Annotated in this window: 13 protein-coding genes; 6 read left to right on the top strand and 7 right to left on the bottom strand. The window is 70.9% G+C overall.

Going from position 1 to position 18,176, the window contains the following annotated elements; genetic code table 11:
* Positions 1–75: 75 nt before the first annotated feature.
* Positions 76–288 (top strand): hypothetical protein, encoded by a 213-nt coding sequence (locus ACY0PA_RS16415; protein WP_100594190.1) that lies wholly within the window; start codon positions 76–78, stop codon positions 286–288.
* Positions 289–290: 2 nt separating this feature from the next.
* Here the strand turns inward: ACY0PA_RS16415 and ACY0PA_RS16420 are convergent, their stop codons facing one another.
* On the bottom strand, positions 291–923 hold the full coding sequence (locus ACY0PA_RS16420) for a mycothiol-dependent nitroreductase Rv2466c family protein (RefSeq protein ID WP_473085316.1): 633 nt from the start codon (positions 921–923) through the stop codon (positions 291–293).
* Between the two features lie 153 nt (positions 924–1,076).
* Here ACY0PA_RS16420 and pepN (ACY0PA_RS16425) point away from each other — a divergent pair, with 153 nt between their 5' ends.
* Positions 1,077–3,656, top strand: a complete 2,580-nt coding sequence (gene pepN, locus ACY0PA_RS16425; RefSeq protein ID WP_473085317.1) for an aminopeptidase N — start codon at positions 1,077–1,079, stop codon at positions 3,654–3,656.
* 188 nt (positions 3,657–3,844) lie between these two features.
* The gene (locus ACY0PA_RS16430) at positions 3,845–4,975 is read left to right on the top strand and encodes a hypothetical protein (protein ID WP_473085318.1); all 1,131 of its coding nucleotides are present in this window, start codon (positions 3,845–3,847) and stop codon (positions 4,973–4,975) included.
* A 43-nt stretch (positions 4,976–5,018) separates the two neighbouring features.
* Here ACY0PA_RS16430 and ACY0PA_RS16435 read toward each other — a convergent pair whose 3' ends face one another.
* The 3 genes from ACY0PA_RS16435 to ACY0PA_RS16445 form a co-directional block, all read right to left on the bottom strand.
* Positions 5,019–6,173, bottom strand: coding sequence for a serine hydrolase domain-containing protein (locus ACY0PA_RS16435; protein ID WP_473085319.1), 1,155 nt, complete (start codon positions 6,171–6,173; stop codon positions 5,019–5,021).
* 145 nt (positions 6,174–6,318) lie between these two features.
* The gene (locus tag ACY0PA_RS16440; RefSeq protein WP_473085320.1) at positions 6,319–8,118 is read right to left on the bottom strand and encodes a TIGR03767 family metallophosphoesterase; all 1,800 of its coding nucleotides are present in this window, start codon (positions 8,116–8,118) and stop codon (positions 6,319–6,321) included.
* A 213-nt stretch (positions 8,119–8,331) separates the two neighbouring features.
* On the bottom strand, positions 8,332–8,787 hold the full coding sequence (locus tag ACY0PA_RS16445) for an NUDIX hydrolase (protein WP_329573376.1): 456 nt from the start codon (positions 8,785–8,787) through the stop codon (positions 8,332–8,334).
* A 276-nt stretch (positions 8,788–9,063) separates the two neighbouring features.
* On the opposite strand from ACY0PA_RS16445, the gene ACY0PA_RS16450 reads away from it, so the two are divergent.
* Positions 9,064–12,378 (top strand): S8 family serine peptidase, encoded by a 3,315-nt coding sequence (locus ACY0PA_RS16450; RefSeq protein ID WP_473085321.1) that lies wholly within the window; start codon positions 9,064–9,066, stop codon positions 12,376–12,378.
* Between the two features lie 73 nt (positions 12,379–12,451).
* Here the strand turns inward: ACY0PA_RS16450 and ACY0PA_RS16455 are convergent, their stop codons facing one another.
* Together ACY0PA_RS16455 and ACY0PA_RS16460 are read right to left on the bottom strand one after the other, a co-directional pair.
* A complete protein-coding gene (locus ACY0PA_RS16455) occupies positions 12,452–13,171 on the bottom strand; it encodes a hypothetical protein (protein ID WP_473085322.1) in 720 nt (239 codons plus the stop codon).
* 1 nt (position 13,172) lies between these two features.
* Positions 13,173–13,694: a sigma-70 family RNA polymerase sigma factor gene (locus ACY0PA_RS16460; RefSeq protein WP_100594182.1), complete on the bottom strand. Its 522-nt coding sequence runs from the start codon at positions 13,692–13,694 to the stop codon at positions 13,173–13,175.
* 195 nt (positions 13,695–13,889) lie between these two features.
* Here ACY0PA_RS16460 and ACY0PA_RS16465 point away from each other — a divergent pair, with 195 nt between their 5' ends.
* Positions 13,890–14,906, top strand: a complete 1,017-nt coding sequence (locus ACY0PA_RS16465) for an aspartate-semialdehyde dehydrogenase (RefSeq protein ID WP_473085323.1) — start codon at positions 13,890–13,892, stop codon at positions 14,904–14,906.
* A gap of 29 nt (positions 14,907–14,935) precedes the next feature.
* Here the strand turns inward: ACY0PA_RS16465 and ACY0PA_RS16470 are convergent, their stop codons facing one another.
* A complete protein-coding gene (locus ACY0PA_RS16470) occupies positions 14,936–15,448 on the bottom strand; it encodes a DUF1203 domain-containing protein (protein ID WP_473085324.1) in 513 nt (170 codons plus the stop codon).
* A 124-nt stretch (positions 15,449–15,572) separates the two neighbouring features.
* Here ACY0PA_RS16470 and pepN (ACY0PA_RS16475) point away from each other — a divergent pair, with 124 nt between their 5' ends.
* Complete coding sequence (gene pepN / locus ACY0PA_RS16475; RefSeq protein WP_473085325.1) at positions 15,573–18,143, top strand: aminopeptidase N; 2,571 nt, start codon at positions 15,573–15,575, stop codon at positions 18,141–18,143.
* Positions 18,144–18,176 lie beyond the last annotated feature (33 nt).

Consider the following 18,176-nt stretch of genomic DNA (forward strand, 5'->3'; position numbering starts at 1 on the left):
AAAAGAAAGACCCCCCGCGAGGACGTGACTCGCGGGGGTCTTTCGGTAGCGGCGCCTCCGGGGGATGGTGTCGGCATGTCAAAGCTGCCCTGTCACACCTGCGACTCCCGGGAATCGCATCGCTCGCTGACGCGGGACGAGAAGGACTGGCTCAAGAATCGCCTCGTGAGGAACAACGTCGACGACTGCGTGATGTGCGAGGCACCCGGCTGCAGGCACGTCCGCACCGGCTTCAAGCAGTGCGTCGGCAGCCGTGACCTTCATATCCGCATCCCCGAGCCGGACTGAACTCAGTCGAAGACCGGCCCCTGCGTCCGCGTGCGCTTGATCTCGTAGAAGCCGGGGACCGAGGCGACCAGGAGCGTGCCGTCCCAGAGCTTCGCGGCCTCCTCGCCCTTGGGGGCAGGGGTGACGACCGGGCCGAAGAACGCGACCTGCTCGCCGTCCGCGCCGGGTACGGCGATGACGGGCGTGCCGACGTCCTGCCCGACCTTGTCGATGCCCTCCTTGTGGGAGGCGCGCAGCTCGGGCTCGTACTTCGTGCCGTCCCAGTGGTCGAGGAGGGAGGCGGGCAGGCCGACCTCGTCGAGGGCTGCGGCGACTGCTTCCTTCGTGGGGCCCTCGCCGCCGTTGTGGATGCGCGTGCCGAGCGCGGTGTAGAGGTCGCCGAGGACCTCCGCGCCGTGCTCCTCCTGTGCGGCGATGACGACGCGGACCGGGCCCCAGGCCTTCGTCTCCAGGAGCTCGCGGTACTCGTCGGGCAGGTCGTCGAGCTTGTCCTCGTTCAGGACGGCGAGGCTCATCAGGTGCCACCTGACCTGGATGTCGCGGACCTTCTCCACTTCGAGGACCCACCGTGAGGTCATCCAGGCCCAGGGGCACAGGGGGTCGAACCAGAAGTCGACGGGGGTCTTCTCGGACATGGTTCTCCTCGTGTATTCCGTGTCGTTGACTCACCACCGCAACGTCCCGCACGGGCCTGCCATTCCCGGCTGTCAGGCGTCAGGGGCACATGGCAGGATCGGTCCTGTTCGCACCACAAGTGCAGCCAGTCGAGTCACAAGGGAGTGCCGCCCGTGCCCGGAGAGAATCTTTCCCGCGACGAGGCCCGCGAGCGGGCGGGCCTGCTGTCCGTCGACGGGTACGAGGTCCAGCTCGATCTGCGGTCCGCGATCGGCGAGACCGAGGGCGAGGGTCCCCGGACGTTCCGCTCGGTGACCACGATCCGGTTCCGGGCCACCGAGCCCGGCGCCGCGACCTTCGTGGACCTGATCGCGCCGTCCGTGAACGCGGTGACGCTGAACGGCGAGGACCTCGACACGGCGGCCGTCTTCGACGGGACGCGGATCGCGCTCGACGGCCTGGCCGCCGAGAACGAGCTGGTGGTCGACGCCCAGTGCGCCTACAGCCGCACCGGCGAGGGCATGCACCGCTTCGTCGACCCCGAGGACGGCGAGGTCTACCTCTACACGCAGTACGAGCCCGCCGACTCGCGGCGCGTGTACGCGGGCTTCGAGCAGCCCGACCTCAAGGCGCCCTACCGCTTCAGCGTGCAGGCTCCCGAGGGCTGGACGGTCTGGTCGAACGGGGTGGGGGAACTCGTTGAGGGTGTCTGGAAGTTCGCGGAGACGAAGCCGATCTCGACGTACATCACGGCGATCGTCGCGGGCCCGTACCACTATGTGACGGAACTCTACGAGCGGGTCTTCGAGGACGGTACGAAGCTGGAGATCCCGCTCGGCGCGATGTGCCGCAAGGGGCTCGCGAAGCACTTCGACGCGGACGACGTGTTCCTGGTGACGAAGCAGGGGCTCGACTTCTTCCACGACCACTTCGACTACCCGTACCCCTTCGGGAAGTACGACCAGGCGTTCGTGCCGGAGTACAACCTCGGCGCGATGGAGAACCCGGGCTGTGTCACGTTCCGCGAGGAGTTCATCTTCCGCGGCAAGGTGACGCAGGCGTCGTACGAGCGGCGCGCGAACGTCATCCTGCACGAGATGGCGCACATGTGGTTCGGCGACCTCGTCACCATGCAGTGGTGGGACGACCTGTGGCTCAAGGAGTCCTTCGCGGACTTCATGGGGACGTTCTCGATGGTCGAGGCGACGCGCTTCACCAACGGCTGGATCACCTTCGCCAACAACCGCAAGGCATGGGCGTACCGCGCCGACCAGCTGCCCTCCACGCACCCGGTCACGGCCGACATCCGCGACCTGGAGGACGCCAAGCTCAACTTCGACGGGATCACGTACGCGAAGGGCGCGAGCGTCCTGAAGCAGCTCGTCGCCTACGTGGGGCGCGAGGCGTTCCTCGAAGGCGCGCGGCGCTACTTCAAGCGGAACGCGTACGGGAACACGCAGCTCGGCGATCTGCTGTCCGTCCTGGAGGAGACCAGCGGGCGCGACATGGCCACGTGGTCGCGGGCGTGGCTGCAGACGGCGGGCGTCAACTCCCTCACGCCGCAGGTGACGTTGAGCGCCGAGGGCCGGATCACCGAGCTGGCCGTGATCCAGGAAGCCGCCGAGTCGCACCCCCAACTGCGTCCGCACCGCGTGGCGGTGGGCCTGTACCGCCGCTCCGCCGAGGGAGAGCTGACGCGGTACGCGCGCGCGGAGGTGGACGTCGAAGGACCGCGCACGGTGGTGTCCGAGCTGGCCGGCGAGGAGGCTCCCGAGCTGGTCCTGGTCAACGACGACGACCTCACTTACTGCAAGATCCGCTTCGACGAGAACTCGCTGGCCGCCCTGCGCGAGCACCTCGGTGACATCACGGACCCCCTCGCGCGCGCCCTGTGCTGGTCGGCGCTGTGGAGCCTGACGCGGGACGGGCTCATGCCCGCGCGTGACTTCATCGGCCTCGTGCTGCGATTCGCCGGGCGCGAGAGCGACATCGGCGTCCTCCAGATGCTGCACACCTGGGCGAACTCGGCGGTGACGCACTACGCGGCGCCCGAGTGGCGCGCCGAGGGCAGCCGGCAGCTCGCCGAGGGCGCCCTGCGGGAGCTGCGGTTCGCCGAGCCGGCCAGCCAGAACCAGCTGACGTGGGCGCGGTTCTTCGCCTCCGTCGCGTCCGCCGAGGCCGATCTCCAGCTGCTGCGCGGCCTGCTCGACGGCACCGCGAAGATCGACGGGCTCGATGTCGACCAGGAGCTGCGCTGGCAGTTCGTGCAGGCCCTCGCCTCCACGGGCGCGGCCGACGAGTCGGTGATCGACGCGGAGCTGGCGCGCGACGACACCGCCTCCGGCAAGCGGCACCAGGTGCGCTGCCTCGCGGCGCGCCCGTCCGCGGCGGTGAAGGCGCAGGCCTGGGCGCAGGTCGTCGAGTCGGACGCGCTGTCGAACGCGCTCGTCGAGGCGACGATCGCGGGCTTCCAGCAGCCGGCGCAGCGCGAGCTGACCGCGCCGTACGCGGAGCGGTACTTCGCGGCGATCGAGCGCGTGTGGGAGGAGCGGTCCATCCAGATCGGCATGGACGTGGTGAAGGGTCTCTTCCCCTCGCTCCAGGACTCGCAGGGCACCCTCGACGCGACCGACGCGTGGCTGGCGGCGCACGAGGACGCGGCGCCCGCGCTGCGCCGCCTCGTCCTGGAGGCCCGCGACGACCTGGCCCGCGCCCTGCGCGCACAGGCGTGCGACGCGACGGCCGGGATGTAGCCCCGGCGAGCACAACAGGGCCACTGCGGCCGGGAGTTACCGAACGCGGGTACTTCCGGCCGTAACCCGGCGCCCGCCTGCCCTTCTCGGCAGTCGAACGCCCGTACTTTAGGGCAGGCTTGTCCCTTTTCGTCGACGGGCGTGTAACAGGGGTTAGGAGCCCGGGCGGCGCCGGGAATGGCCGGGTCATGAACCACAACACCCCGCTGTCCCCCCGGCCCCTCCAGCACCTCGACGACTCCCGGCAGCGCGTGCTGAGCGCCGCCCAGCTCAAGGCGCACGGGGTCAACTCCGCGGCCCTGAACGAGCAGTGCAGGCCGGGCGGCCCCTGGCAGCAGCTCCTGCCCGGCGTGTATCTGCTCCACCCCGGCCCGCCCACACCCGACGAGCGGCTGCACGCCGTCCTCCTGTACGCGGGTCGCCCCCAGACCCGTACCGCTGCCGCCGTGCCCACGCAGACCACCCCCGACCAGCCGCACCCCCCGCAGGCCGCGCCCCAGACCCCGTACGCCCACGCGATGGTCACGGGACTTGCCGCGCTCGCCCTGCACCGCTTCGTGTCCGTTCCGCCGCTGCTCTCCCTCGACCGGATCGACGTCCTGGTGCCGCGCACCCGGCGGCTGCGCTCGACCGGCTTCGCACGCCTCGTGCGCACTCACGGGATGCCGACGCCACAGCGGATCTCGGGGGTGCCGGTGGCGCCGGTGCCGCGCGCCCTCGCGGACGCCGTCGCCCAGCTCTCGGAGGCGGGGGCGGTGCGCCGCCTGCTCACCGAGGCCGTCCGCGACGGGCACTGCGAACCCGCCGCCGTGGTAAGGGAGTTGAACCAGGCCGGGCTCCTCACCCGCCCGCACGTCATCGACGCCGTGGACTCGCTGCTCGCCGAGGGGCGCGCCATCGCCGAGGACCGGATGTACGAGATGGTGCGCGAGTACGGCCTGCCCGACCCGCTGTGGCACGTGGACCTGCGCCTGCCCGGCGGGCCGCACCTCGGCGGTGTCGACGCGTACTGGCCGGACCAGGCCGTCGCCGTGGAGCTGGACACTTCCCCAAGCTCTCGGCTGCGCTCGAGCAGGGGAGGCCCCAACGCCCCCCGGCACGGGCTGCGCCCCGAGCTCCAGGAGGAGAGCGACGGCCCGGAGTGGTCCGAGTACGCCCGCAAGCGCGAGCACCTGGAGCGCCTCGGGATCACCGTCGTCCACATCACGCCGCGCAAACTGCGCGAGTCCCCCGAACAGCAGGCTACGGTCGTACGGACCGCGCTGATGGCGTCCGCGGACCGGGAACCGGCGGCGTATGTGATGGTGCTTCCGCGCTGAACACCGCCGGGGCCCGGGCCGCTCAATTCACCGTCTGTCTCGGCTACTTGGGGCAGAACTCGGCCTCGATGACAGCCTGGCTGTCGCCCGTCCAGTCGCCGTTGAAGTTGAACGCGAGGGTGTGGCGGCCGTCGGATGTGGTCACGGCGTCCGAGCTGGAGCCGTGGATGCCGCCGCTGTGGCCCCAGATCTCCTTGCCGCAGCTCAGCTTCTGCCGCATGAGGGCGAGACCGTAGCCGACCTCGGGCTCGCCCTTCCCCGTGGGCACGGGGACGGTTGTCTTCATCTCGGCGAGCTGTGCGGCGGGCAGCACCCGGCCGCCGAGGAGCGCCGAGTAGAAGCGGTTCAGGTCCGCCGAGTCGGAGATCATCTCGCCGGCCGACGAGGCGAGGGTCGGGTTGAGCTCCGTGACGTCGTACGTCTTCTTGTCCGGGTCGTCGGGGAACTTGGAGTAGGCGCGGCTCGCCGGGCGGGGCACGGTGACGGTGGTGCCGGGCAGGCTGGTGGCGCGCAGGTGGAGGGGCTCGATGACGCGGTGGCGGATCTCGTCCGCGTAGGAGTGGCCGGTGACCTCCTTCACGACCATGCCGGCCAGCACGTAGTTGGTGTTGGAGTAGTTCCAGGACGTGCCGGGCGCGAAGTCGGGCTTGTGGGCCATGGCGACCGACACGAGCTTGCCGGGTGACCAGGTGTCGTAGCGGTGCTTCAGGAAGCCGTCGCGGGAGAAGACGGTCTGCTGGAAGTCTTTGTCCGCCGTGACGTTGTAGATCCCGCTCGTGTGGTTGAGCAGCTGGCGGACGGTGATCTTCCTGCCGTCGTGACCGTGGCCGGTGACGACGCCGGGCAGCCACCGGTCGACGGTGTCGTCCAGGCTCAGCCTGCCCTCGGCCTCCAGCTGGAGGAGGACCGTCGCGACGAACGTCTTGGTGATGCTGCCGACGCGATAGCGGTCCCGGTCTCCGCGCGGGGTGTCCGTGCGCAGGTCACCGAGGCCCGAAGTGCCCTTCCAGGTCCCGTACTTGTCCGTCGCCTGCCCCGTCACCCCGGGCACGCCCGCCGCGACGGCGGCGTCCATGGCCTGCTGCGTCGCCCCGTGTCCGTCCTTGGCCGGCGCATCGGCGAGAGCGGGGGTCGCGAGCGCCCCCGCCGTCACCGACACCACTACGGCCACACCCACCAGGCCGGTACGCACTGACATCCCTTGTCTCCTTCGCCGATGTTCTGCAGCTGTGTGCGCTGCGGTCGACCTGGGGGACTCAGGTGTCACGGGCAGGGGTTGAGGACCATGATCGGGTTGGGCGGGATCAGGCCGTTCTCAGGCCTTGCATCTCAGGCCTCGCGTCTCAGGCCTTGCGAAGGACGAGTTCCGTGTTGCGGTCGCCGGGGGTGCCGGAGAGGGTGGCGCGGGATCCGGGGACATTGAAGGAGAGTTCGCGGTAGAGGGCCGCGAGACCGGTCTGGGTGAGGTCGCTGAAGTCGGTGCGGTGCGGGGCCGCGGACTCGATGAGCGTGGTGAACAGGGAGACCGTGCCGTCGTGGTTGTCGGTGATCTCGATGACGCGGGCCAGCTGCGGGAAGTCGACGTGGGACGCCGTCGAGATCTCCCAGAAGGAGCCGCCCTCGGGGCCCGCGTGCGGGGTGATGGCGTTCTTGTGGCTGTGGCCGTTGACCCAGGCCAGGACGCTCCGGTGGCGGCCGAGGAGCGCGAGGAGCTCGTCGCCGCCGTGCCGGGCCTCGCCGGGGTGGTGCGGGTCCTGGCGGAGATTGCGCATGGTCTTGCTGGTGTGGTGGCTGAAGACGAGGACGTGGGAGTCCCCGTTCTTCTCGTTGTCCTTGAGCGTGCGCTCCAGCCAGTTGAGCTGGGCCGTGCCGATGGAGCCTTCGTAGTGGCCGCCGGGGTCCGTCGTGTCGAGGCTGATGCCGAGGATGTCGTCCGAGACGCGGAAGGCGTAGTACTGGGTGCCCGCGTCGACGTTGGCCTGCGTGTAGCCGTGGCCGTGCGGGCCCGGGCCCAGGTGCGCCGGGTCGAGGTGGGCCTTGAGGTACTCGGCCGGGGTGAAGGGGGCGCGGGACTCGTCCGGGGTGACCGAACGCATGTGGCGCGCCTGGGACTTGAGGAGTTCCTTGAAGCCGTGACCCTTCGGGTCGCCGCCGCTCTTCACGTTGTCCCAGATCGCCTTGCCCGCGGAGTCCGGCAGCTCCATGAGCTTGCGCCCGCCCACCGCGAATTCGGCGAAGAAGGAGTCGCCGGGCGCGTAGCAGCCGCCGGGCAGCGCGTCGTGGTTGCCGACGGTCGAGTACCAGGGCAGGTTGAGCCCCGGGCTGCGCAGCTCAGCGATCGCGGCGTCCAGGAAGCCGTGGACGCGGGGGAAGCCGAGCTGCTTGTCGGCGTCGCGCAGGGCGGCGTCCGGGTGCCAGTACAGCTTGAGGCCGCTGTCCTGCACGCCTTCGTAGCGGCGCGGGTCGCCGGTGTTCGGGGTGATGCGGCCGCCGCTCATCGCCGTCAGGAACCAGTCCAGCTCCGACTTGGCGTTGTTGTCGGTGTTGTCGCCGGTCGTCATGACGAAGTGCAGGGGCGACGCGGTGACGGGCGCCCCGCGCAGCGCGTTGACCCGCTCCACGAGGGAGACCGCCCCGGCGACCGACAGGGACTCCTGGGGGCGCCAGGCGCTCGCGGTCTGCGCGCGCAGGTACTCGTAGCGCAGGGGGTGCTGTACGTCGACCAGGTGGAGGTCGGTGAACTGGACGAACGCGGCGAGCGCGGTGCGGCGGCCCTCACGCCCGGACTTGGCGGACGCGAGGTCGCCGCGGACGACGCGCTGCCAGGCGGGGCCGTCGCCGAGGCGCCGGTAGCCCGCGCCGGCCGGGGCCGCGGCGACGGATCCGAGGGTGGTGCCGCGCGTGTAGGGCGCGAGCGGGGCGGCCGGGGCCCGGCGGGAGACGGCGGCCGGGACGGGTGGCGCCGCGGGGCCCGCGGCCGCGCTGCCCGTGCCGGGGCCGAGTGCGTAGCCGATCCCGGCCGTCAGGGAGACGGCTCCGGACGCGGCGAGGAAGGTGCGGCGGTCGAGTGCCGAGGCGATGGAGGCGGCCTTGGCGGCGGTGGCTGAAGCAGCGGTGTCGGCGACAGAGCGTATGCGCGGCATGGCGCGGTCTCCCCGAGTGCTAACGCGTCGGCAGTGGTCGCGGGGCGCTCGCCGTGGCAGAACTACCCGCTCGTACTGGATCGTTGGCATCGGGGATGACCTGCGCGTTAACGCGGCGGCAACGGGCAACGCCGATCACGCCACGTGGATCACCGACCACCCTGCGCGGCCATGAACGCCTCTTGTGCCGTAGAGGAGCCGGTCACTCCGTGTTCACTTTTCGGGGAAGACGTGGCCTGCGGCGGGCCGCTCGCGCCACAGTTCGAGGCCCACGTCGACGAGTTCGACGCGGGCGAGACGGGGCACGTCGTCGAGGGCGTGCCAGGCGGCCATGTCGGTGGAGCCGTTCACTTCGTGGCGCAGTTCGCCGCCGGTGATCCGGCCCTCGTAGACGAGGCGCAGGCCGTGGAAGTCGGCGACGGCGCCGAGCTTGCGCGGGTAGCGGCGCAGGACGGAGTGGACGCCGAGGAGGGTGCCGGGTTCGACCGCGTAGCCGGTCTCCTCGTCGAGTTCGCGGATCACGGTGTCGTACGGGTCCTCCCCGTGGTCCATGCCTCCTCCGGGCAGCGTCCAGCGTCTGGTGCCGTCGCCGGCCACCCAGCGGGCGAGCAGCACCTGCCCGTCCCGTACGCAGACTGCGTAGGCCGCGACCCTCAGTTCCCTGTGCACACGGTGACGTTATGCGGTCCACGGCGGGTCGGGGTGGTGAACGTGCGGGTCGGTGGCGCGGCGGGCGGCTCTCCTCGTGGGGCGCGTGTGCCACACCCCGCTGTGCGCGATTCCCCGAACGCCCCGCTTTGTCCGTGATGACGTATGGCGGAAGTACGCCATGACCTGATCACGTCACGGGCAACTCTCCCCAAACAGGCGCCACTTACGTAAAGCTGAGCGGTCATCCGGCACCGAATTCCGGACCCTTTCCGACCTTTACGTACAGGGATGCTGATGACCCTCGATCCCCAGCGCGCACCGATATCCGGAGCGAGACGGGCGGCCCGGCTCGCGGCCGCGGCCGGCCTCGTCGCAGCGCTCACCGCAGCCGGGCCGATACCCCTGGCCTACTCCGCGGACACGGACACCACCCCGTCGGCCGACGCACCCGTCAAGTCGGCCGGTGACAAGCTCGGTTCGTCCGACGCCCAGCTCCTCGACCAGGCCGAGGCGTCCGGCGAGAAGAACGTGACCATGATGGTCGCGACCGCCCCCGGAGCGACCGAGCAGGTCGCGCACCAGCTCGACGCCGTCAAGGGCGGCTCCGTCGGCCGGACCTACGACAAGCTCGGCTACGTCCGCGCCACCGTGCCGACCGCCAAGGCGGACGCCGCGATCAAGGCGGCCGAGAAGCTCTCCTCCGTGCAGGGCATCGACCTGCGCCACGAGATCGAGCTCGACGACCCGACCCCGGCCGGCGACACCGCCAAGGGCTCGAAGGGCGCCGAGGGCTCGTACGCCGCGCCCGGCAAGTCCACCCCGGCGAAGAACCCGTACAACCCGTCCTTCGAGACGGGCGCCGTCGACTTCGTGCAGGACCACCCGAAGGCCGACGGCCGCGGCGTCACGATCGGCATCCTCGACTCCGGTGTGGACCTCGGTCACCCGGCGCTCCAGAAGACCACCACCGGCGAGCGCAAGATCGTCGACTGGGTCACCTCGACCGACCCGATCGTCGACGGCGACGCCACCTGGCGCGCGATGGTCACCAACGTGAGCGGCCCGACGTTCACGTTCGGCGGCCGGACCTTCAAGGCCGCGGCCGGCTCGTACCAGGTCTCGACGTTCAAGGAGTCCGCCACCACCGGCGGCGACGCCAAGGGCGACCTGAACCGCGACGGCGACACCACCGACTCCTGGGCCGTCCTCTACGACGCCAAGGCCGGCACGGTCACCGTCGACCTGAACGACAACGCAGACTTCACCGACGACACCCCGATGAAGCCGTACAAGGACGGCTACCAGATCGGGTACTTCGGCAAGGACAACCCGGCGACCGACGTCGTCGAGCGGATCCCGTTCGTCGTGGAGATCCGCAAGGACGTCCCGATGGACCCGTACGGCGGCGACTGGGTCGGCAAGAAGGCCGACTTCGTCAACATCGGCGTCATCGAGTCCGAGCACGGCACGCACGTCGCGGGCATCACCTCCGCCAACGGCCTGTTCGGCGGAAAGATGAGCGGTGCCGCGCCCGGCGCGAAGCTCGTCTCCTCGCGCGCCTGCACCTGGTCCGGCGGCTGCACCAACGTCGCGCTCACCGAGGGCATGATCGACCTCGTCACCAAGCGCGGCGTCGACATCGTCAACATGTCGATCGGCGGCCTGCCCGCCCTCAACGACGGCAACAACGCGCGCGCCTTGCTCTACAAGCGCCTCATCGACGACTCCGGCGTCCAGCTCGTGATCTCCGCGGGCAACTCCGGCCCCGGCGCGAACACCATCGGCGACCCCGGCCTCGCCGACAAGGTCATCTCCGTCGGCGCGTCCGTCTCCAAGGAGACCTGGGCGTCCAACTACGGCTCAGGCGTGACGAAGTCGTACGCCATGATGCCGTTCTCGTCGCGCGGCCCGCGTGAGGACGGCGGCTTCACGCCGACCATCACCGCGCCCGGCGCCGCGATCAACACGACGCAGACCTGGCTGCCGGGCTCCCCGGTCGCCGAGGCGGGCTACAGCCTGCCGGCCGGCTACTCGATGCTCCAGGGCACCTCGATGGCGTCCCCGCAGGCCGCGGGCGCCTCGGCCCTGCTGCTCTCCGCCGCGAAGCAGAAGCACATCGCGCTCACCCCGGCGAAGCTGCGCACGGCGCTCACCTCGACCGCGAAGCACATCAGCGGCGAGCAGGCGTACGCCGAGGGCTCCGGCCTCATCGACATCGTCGACGCGTGGGACTCCATCGAGGACGGCGCGAGCGCCCACACGTACACGGTGAAGGCCCCGGTCGACACCGCGATCGACTACGCGCTCAAGGACCCGGGCTTCGGCACCGGCATCTACGACCGCGAGGGCGGCCTCAAGGCCGGCCAGAAGAAGACCTACGACGTCACCGTCACGCGCACGTCGGGCCCGGACCGCGCGGTCCGCCACGAGCTGTCCCTCAAGAACAACTCGGGCTCCACGTTCCGCATCCTCGGCGACGACACCGTCTCGCTGCCGCTGAACAAGCCGGTCACCGTCAAGGTGCAGGCCGCGCCGAAGAGCGCCGGTCTGCGCAGCGCCGTCCTGGAGGTGGACGACCCGCGCACCGAGGGCGTCGACCAGCAGGTCATGGCGACCGTCGTCGTCGCGACGCCGCTCGCGAAGCCGTCGTACACGTTCTCGGACTCCGGCTCCGTGCAGCGCAACAGCACGAAGTCGTACTTCCTGACGGTCCCCGAGGGCGCCAAGTCCCTGGAGGTCGCGATGAGCGGCCTGGCCGACAAGAGCCAGACCCGCTTCATCTCGATCCACCCGTACGGCGTCCCCGTCGACGACACATCGACGCCGAGCTGCTACCCGAACTACAACCCGGCCAACACCTGCCGCCCCGACCTGCGCTCGTACGCGGACCCGCAGGCCGGTGTCTGGGAGATCGAGGTCGAGGCGCGCCGTACGTCGCCGCAGCTCGACAACCCGTACAAGCTGGACGTCGCCGTGCTCGGCGCGGCCTTCGACCCGGCCGTGCAGACCGTCCCCGAGGCCAAGGTCGGCACCCCGGCCGCCGTCTCCTGGAAGGTGACGAACCAGTTCGCCGCGCTCGACGGCAAGCTGAAGGGCGGTCCGCTCGGCTCGTCGAAGACGGCGCGTCCGTCCGTCAAGGAGGGTGAGACGCAGACCTCCACGGTCGTCGTCCCCGCGGGCGCCGAGCGTCTGGACGTCGCCATCGGCGGCGTCTCCGACAACGCCGCCGACCTGGACCTGACGGTCTACGACGAGAACGGCCGGCAGGTCGGGCAGTCCGCCGACGGCGACTCCGAGGAGGCCGTCAGCATCAGCAAGCCGGCCGCCGGCACGTACACGGTCGAGGTCGTGGGCTACTCCGTCCCGTCCGGTTCGACGGAGTACGACTACCGCGACGTGTTCTTCTCCCCGACGCTCGGCCAGGTCAAGGTCGACGAGGCGAAGTCCGTGAAGCTCGGCAACGGTGACACGACCCAGGTCACCGCCGAGGTCGTCGCCGCGGCCGCCGCGCCGGAGGGCCGCGAGTTCTTCGGCGAGGTGCAGCTCCTGAACGGGCGCGGCACGGTCGCCGGGCTCGGCAGCGTGAAGATCGAGAAGGTCACGCCGTAACGGTGACCGGGTAACGGCAGGGGCGGGCGTCCGTACGGGCGCCCGCCCTTTCCCGTCCCGTTCGTACGACGCGTCACACGCCCGGGCCGGGGGCCTTCGAGCACTTCAGGGCGCGGGAGCCGGGCAGCGCGTTGACGACCATGTCGCGCAGGGACGCGCGGTCCGCGGCTTTCGTGGCCCAGTTGTCCGGGTGCTCCCCGCCCTTGGGAATGCTGATCAGCGTGCGGTCGCCCGGCTTCAGTCGCGGGTCGACGTCATGATCCATCCGGAAGGTGACCTTCTCCGGTCCCTCGGCGGGCTTGTAGTAGCGGGTCGCGGTCAGCGTGATCGTGTCGCGTTCCGCGCCGGGCACGGGCTCGACCCGGACGACGGTGCCCTCGACGATGAGCCGCGAGCACGCCACGAAGCCCTCCGGCGTCACGTCCGCGCCCTGCTTCCCGCTGTCCGAGGCCCCGCGATGGTCCGCCGCGGACTTGTCGTCGGCGGCGCCCGGCGCGCCGGCGACGCCCAGCCATACGAGCCCGCCGAGCAGCGAGGCCGCGCACGCGGCGGCGAGCGCCCCGAAGGCGACGGCGAGGGGCCTGCGCCGGGGCCGCGGGGCGACCACCGGCGCGGGGCGCGGCCTTTCCCGCGCGGCCAGCGCGTCCCCGATCCCCCGCACCTGCTCCGCGAGCAGCGCGACATCGGCCACCGCGGCGGCATGCGCGGCCACCGCCCCGGGGTCGGCCGCGTCCTGATCGGGCAGCGGCTCCCCCGTGAGCGCCTGCATCAGCGCCCGGTCCTCGTGCTCCATGTCACACCACCTCCCCTTCGCGCAGCCGCGCCCGCAGCATCCGTACCGCCGTGTGCAGCCTGCTCTTGACCGTGCCCTCAGGGATGCCCAGCTCCTCGGCTATCGCCCGCACCGGGAGATCCGCGTAGAACCGCAGGACGACGACCTGGCGCTGGGTGTCCGGCAGCTCGTCCAGGCCCTGCGCCACGGCCAGCGAGAGGACCCGCGACTCGGCGCCGTCCTCCGCGCGCTGCTCCTGGCGCAGCGAGGCGAGGCGCTCCCCGAGCCGTTCCTGGCGGCGTCGGGCCCGGTGCCAGTCCATCGCGAGGTTCGAGGCGACGACGGCGGCCCACGCCGACACGTCGCGCGGTGCCTCGTCGCCCCGCGCGGCCCGTTCAAGGAGCCGCAGGCGCACCTGCTGCACGCCGTCCTGAAGATCGCCGTGCGGTACCCCGCCGAGCGACAGGACGGCCCGCACCCGGTCCTCCTGTGCGGCATCCAGCGGATCGGCCGCCTCCGCGCGGCGCGTTCTTCTGCGCAGCAATGCCCCTCCCCTCCCCCTGGCTCTCCCGCGTTTCCCCTAGGACGCCGGGACCGGGCGAAACGTTCGCACCGTGAGACAGGGATGAATGTGGCGTCCCGCACCTCGGACAATGGATTGGACAAGGCGGCCGGGGACAGACGCATCATGGAGCGGCACCCCCGCTGTTCTGTTCGTGTACGTACGGAGGAAACCCCTGTGAAGGTCGGAATCGTCGGAGCCACCGGTCAGGTCGGCACGGTCGTGCGCAAGATCCTCGTCGAGCGGGACTTCCCGGTGGACGAGCTGCGCCTGTTCGCCTCGGCCCGCTCGGCCGGGACGGTCATCGACGGTGTGACGGTGGAGGACGCCTCGACGGCCGACTACACGGGCCTCGACATCGTCATCTTCTCCGCGGGCGGCAGCACCTCCAAGGCGCTCGCCGAGAAGGTCGCGGCCCAGGGCGCGGTCGTGATCGACAACTCGTCGGCCTGGCGCAAGGACCCCGAGGTCCCCCTGGTCGTCTCCGAGGTCAACCCGCACGCGATCGCTGACCGCCCCAAGGGCATCATCGCCAACCCGAACTGCACGACGATGGCCGCGATGCCGGTCCTGCGTCCGCTGCACGAGGAGGCCGGCCTCGAAGCGCTGGTCGTCGCCACCTACCAGGCCGTCTCCGGCTCCGGCCTCGCGGGCGTCGCCGAGCTGCACGGCCAGGCGCAGAAGGTCGTCGCCGAGGCGGACAAGCTCACGCACGACGGCTCCGCGGTCGAGTTCCCCGAGCCGCAGGTCTACAAGCGGCCCATCGCGTTCAACGTGCTGCCGCTGGCCGGCTCCATCGTCGACGACGGTCTGAACGAGACGGACGAGGAGCAGAAGCTCCGCAACGAGTCCCGCAAGATCCTCGAGATCCCGGGCCTCAAGGTCTCCGGCACCTGCGTGCGCGTCCCGGTCTTCTCCGGGCACTCGCTGCAGATCAACGCCCGCTTCGCCCGTCCCCTCTCCGTCGAGCGCGCCACGGAGATCCTGTCCGGCGCCCCCGGCGTCGCGCTGTCCGAGATCCCGACGCCGCTCCAGGCCGCGGGCCAGGACGCCTCGTTCGTGGGCCGCATCCGTGGCGACGAGACCGTGGAGAACGGCCTGTCGCTGTTCGTCTCGAACGACAACCTCCGCAAGGGCGCCGCGCTGAACGCGGTGCAGATCGCGGAGCTGGTGGCGGCCGAGCTCAAGGGCTGACGCCCGCCCACCGCGGACGCGCGGCGGTTCTACCGCGACCTGCGCACCTCGAACTGGAAGCAGCCGTACTCCAGGGCCCGCACGTGGACGAGCGCCACGTGCGGGTCTTCGAACGCCTCGGCGAACGCCGCGTCGAAGCCGGCCGTCGTGTCCTCGGGGATCTCCAGGAGGCGCCCGCCGACGATGTGCCCCTCGGCGTCGTAGCGGCGCACGGTGCGCAGGGCGCCGGGCCGGTCGAAGGGGTAGCCGCCGGCGTCCGCCGCCGGTCCATCGCAGTCGTCGGCGTGGATGAAGACCGGGCCCTGCTCGTCGTACGCGCCCGGGTGCGCGCCCGTGGCCTCGCTCCAGCGCCGAAGCGGCGCGTACGAGACGAGCGCGATCCGCTCGCCGGGCTCGACGGAGCGCAGACAGCAGCGCAGCGGGGACCCTACGGCCGCGTCTTCGGTGGCGGTGAACGCGACGCAGGGGCGGCCCGCGTCGTCGGTGTCCCGCAGCTCCTTGAGAGTGGCCGGTGCGATGGGCTGTGCGGTGTACGTGGTCATGTACTCCAGGCTCGTCCCGCGCACGCGGGTTCACCGGCGGAAAACGGACATCGCGCTCTCCGCTTCCCTCGTGGAAGGATGACCGGAACGTCAAAAACGTAGACCGGATCTAGGAGATGACCGCGTGCCTGGCACCAATCTGACCCGTGAAGAGGCGCAGCAGCGGGCGAAACTGCTCGATGTCGAGTCGTACGAGATCGATCTCGACCTCTCGGGAGCGCAGGAGGGCGGCACCTACCGGTCCGTGACCAGCGTGCGGTTCGAGAGCGCCGAGGCGGGCGCCCACACGTTCATCGACCTGGTCGCCCCGGCGGTCCACGAGGTCGTCCTGAACGGTCATTCGCTCGATGTCGCCGCCGTGTTCCGCGACTCGCGGATCGAGCTCAAGCACCTGGAGGCGGGGCCGAACGAGCTGCGGGTCGTCGCCGACTGCGCGTACACCAACACGGGTGAGGGTCTGCACCGCTTCGTCGACCCGGTCGACCAGCAGGCCTATCTGTACACGCAGTTCGAGGTCCCGGACGCGCGCCGCGTCTTCGCCTCCTTCGAGCAGCCGGACCTCAAGGCCACCTTCCAGTTCACCGTGAAGGCGCCGACGGGCTGGACGGTCATCTCCAACTCCCCGTCCCCGGAGCCCAAGGACGACGTCTGGCGCTTCGAGCCGACGCCGCGCATCTCCACGTACATCACGGCCCTGATCGTCGGCCCGTACCACTCGGTGCACTCCTCGTACGAGGGCCCGGGCGGGCAGTCCGTGCCGCTCGGCATCTACTGCCGGCCCTCGCTCGCCGAGTTCCTCGACTCGGACGCGATCTTCGAGGTCACGCGGCAGGGCTTCGACTGGTTCCAGGAGAAGTTCGACTACGCGTACCCCTTCGCCAAGTACGACCAGCTCTTCGTGCCGGAGTTCAACGCGGGCGCGATGGAGAACGCGGGCGCGGTCACGATCCGCGACCAGTACGTGTTCCGTTCGAAGGTGACGGACGCGTCGTACGAGGTGCGTGCGGAGACGATCCTGCACGAGCTGGCCCACATGTGGTTCGGCGACCTCGTGACGATGGAGTGGTGGAACGACCTCTGGCTGAACGAGTCGTTCGCCACGTACACGTCGATCGCCTGCCAGGCGTACTCGCCGGACAGCCGCTGGCCGCACTCGTGGACGACGTTCGCCAACACCATGAAGACATGGGCGTACCGGCAGGACCAGCTGCCCTCCACGCACCCGATCATGGCGGAGATCCGCGACCTCGACGACGTCCTCGTCAACTTCGACGGCATCACGTACGCCAAGGGCGCCAGCGTCCTCAAGCAGCTCGTCGCGTACGTCGGCATGGACGAGTTCTTCCAGGGCGTGCAGGCGTACTTCAAGCGCCACGCATACGGGAACACGCGCCTGTCCGACCTGCTCGGCGCCCTGGAGGAGACCAGCGGGCGCGACCTGACCGCGTGGGCGAAGGCCTGGCTCCAGACGGCCGGCATCAACATCCTGCGCCCGCAGATCGAGACGGACGCGAACGGCGTCATCACGTCCTTCGCCATCCGGCAGGAGGCGCCCGCGCTCCCCGCCGGCGCCAAGGGCGAGCCGACGCTGCGCCCGCACCGCATCGCGATCGGCTTCTACGACCTCGATGACGACAGCGGCAAGCTGGTGCGCGTGGAGCGCGTCGAGCTGGACGTCACGGCCACCGAGCTGACCCAGGTCCCGCAGCTGGCCGGCAAGCGCCGCCCGGCCGTGATCCTCCTCAACGACGACGACCTGTCGTACGCGAAAGTCCGCCTGGACGAGGAGTCGCTCGCGTTCGTCACCGAGCACCTCGGCGATTTCGAGGCGTCCCTGCCGCGCGCCTTGTGCTGGGCCTCGGCCTGGGACATGACGCGCGACGCCGAACTGCCCACCAGCGCCTACCTGGAGCTGGTCCTCTCGGGCATCGGCAAGGAGACGGACATCGGCGTCGTGCAGTCCCTGCACCGCCAGGTGAAGCTGGCCATCGACCTGTACGCGGCCCCCGTGGGGCGCGATGCGGCGCTGGCGACCTGGACCGAGGCGACGCTGGCGCACCTGCGGGCGGCGGAGGCGGGCAGCGACCACCAGCTGGCGTGGGCCCGCGCGTTCGCGGCGACGGCCCGCACGCCAGAGCAGCTCGACCTGCTCGAGGCGCTCCTGGAGGGCACGCAGACCGTCGAGGGCCTGGCCGTCGACACGGAGCTGCGCTGGGCGTTCGTGGAGCGGCTCGCCGCGGTCGGCCGCTACGACGAGGCGGAGATCGCGGCGGAGTACGAGCGGGACCGGACCGCGGCGGGCGAGCGCCACGCGGCGACGGCCCGCGCGGCGCGCCCCACCGAGGAGGCGAAGGCGGAGGCCTGGGCGTCGGTCGTCGAGTCCGACAAGCTCCCGAACGCGGTCCAGGAAGCGGTCATCGCCGGCTTCGTCCAGACCGACCAGCGCGACCTTCTCGCCCCGTACACGGAGAAGTACTTCGCCGCGGTGAAGGACGTCTGGGAGTCCCGCTCCCACGAGATGGCCCAGCAGGTGGCGGTCGGCCTGTACCCGGCGATCCAGATCTCGCAGTCCACCCTGGACGCAACGGAATCCTGGCTCACCACAGCCGAACCGAACGCGGCCCTGCGCCGCCTGGTGTCGGAATCGCGGGCGGGCGTGGAGCGTGCGCTTCGTGCGCAGGGGGCTGACGCGTAGCACTCGCGGGCACAGCGCAAGGCGCCCGGCACC

The sequence above is a fragment of the Streptomyces sp. DS1-CR2 genome, assembly GCF_055760475.1.

Excerpts from the sequence above, each read along its gene's own strand:
- ACY0PA_RS16435 (WP_473085319.1), bottom strand. The coding sequence starts at position 6,173 with ATGTCAGTGCGTACCGGCCTGGTGGGTGTGGCCGTAGTGGTGTCGGTG.
- ACY0PA_RS16415 (WP_100594190.1), top strand. The coding sequence starts at position 76 with ATGTCAAAGCTGCCCTGTCACACCTGCGACTCCCGGGAATCGCATCGC.
- ACY0PA_RS16455 (WP_473085322.1), bottom strand. The coding sequence starts at position 13,171 with ATGGAGCACGAGGACCGGGCGCTGATGCAGGCGCTCACGGGGGAGCCG.
- ACY0PA_RS16470 (WP_473085324.1), bottom strand. The coding sequence starts at position 15,448 with ATGACCACGTACACCGCACAGCCCATCGCACCGGCCACTCTCAAGGAG.
- ACY0PA_RS16440 (WP_473085320.1), bottom strand. The coding sequence starts at position 8,118 with ATGCCGCGCATACGCTCTGTCGCCGACACCGCTGCTTCAGCCACCGCC.
- ACY0PA_RS16450 (WP_473085321.1), top strand. The coding sequence starts at position 9,064 with ATGACCCTCGATCCCCAGCGCGCACCGATATCCGGAGCGAGACGGGCG.
- ACY0PA_RS16430 (WP_473085318.1), top strand. The coding sequence starts at position 3,845 with ATGAACCACAACACCCCGCTGTCCCCCCGGCCCCTCCAGCACCTCGAC.
- ACY0PA_RS16420 (WP_473085316.1), bottom strand. The coding sequence starts at position 923 with ATGTCCGAGAAGACCCCCGTCGACTTCTGGTTCGACCCCCTGTGCCCC.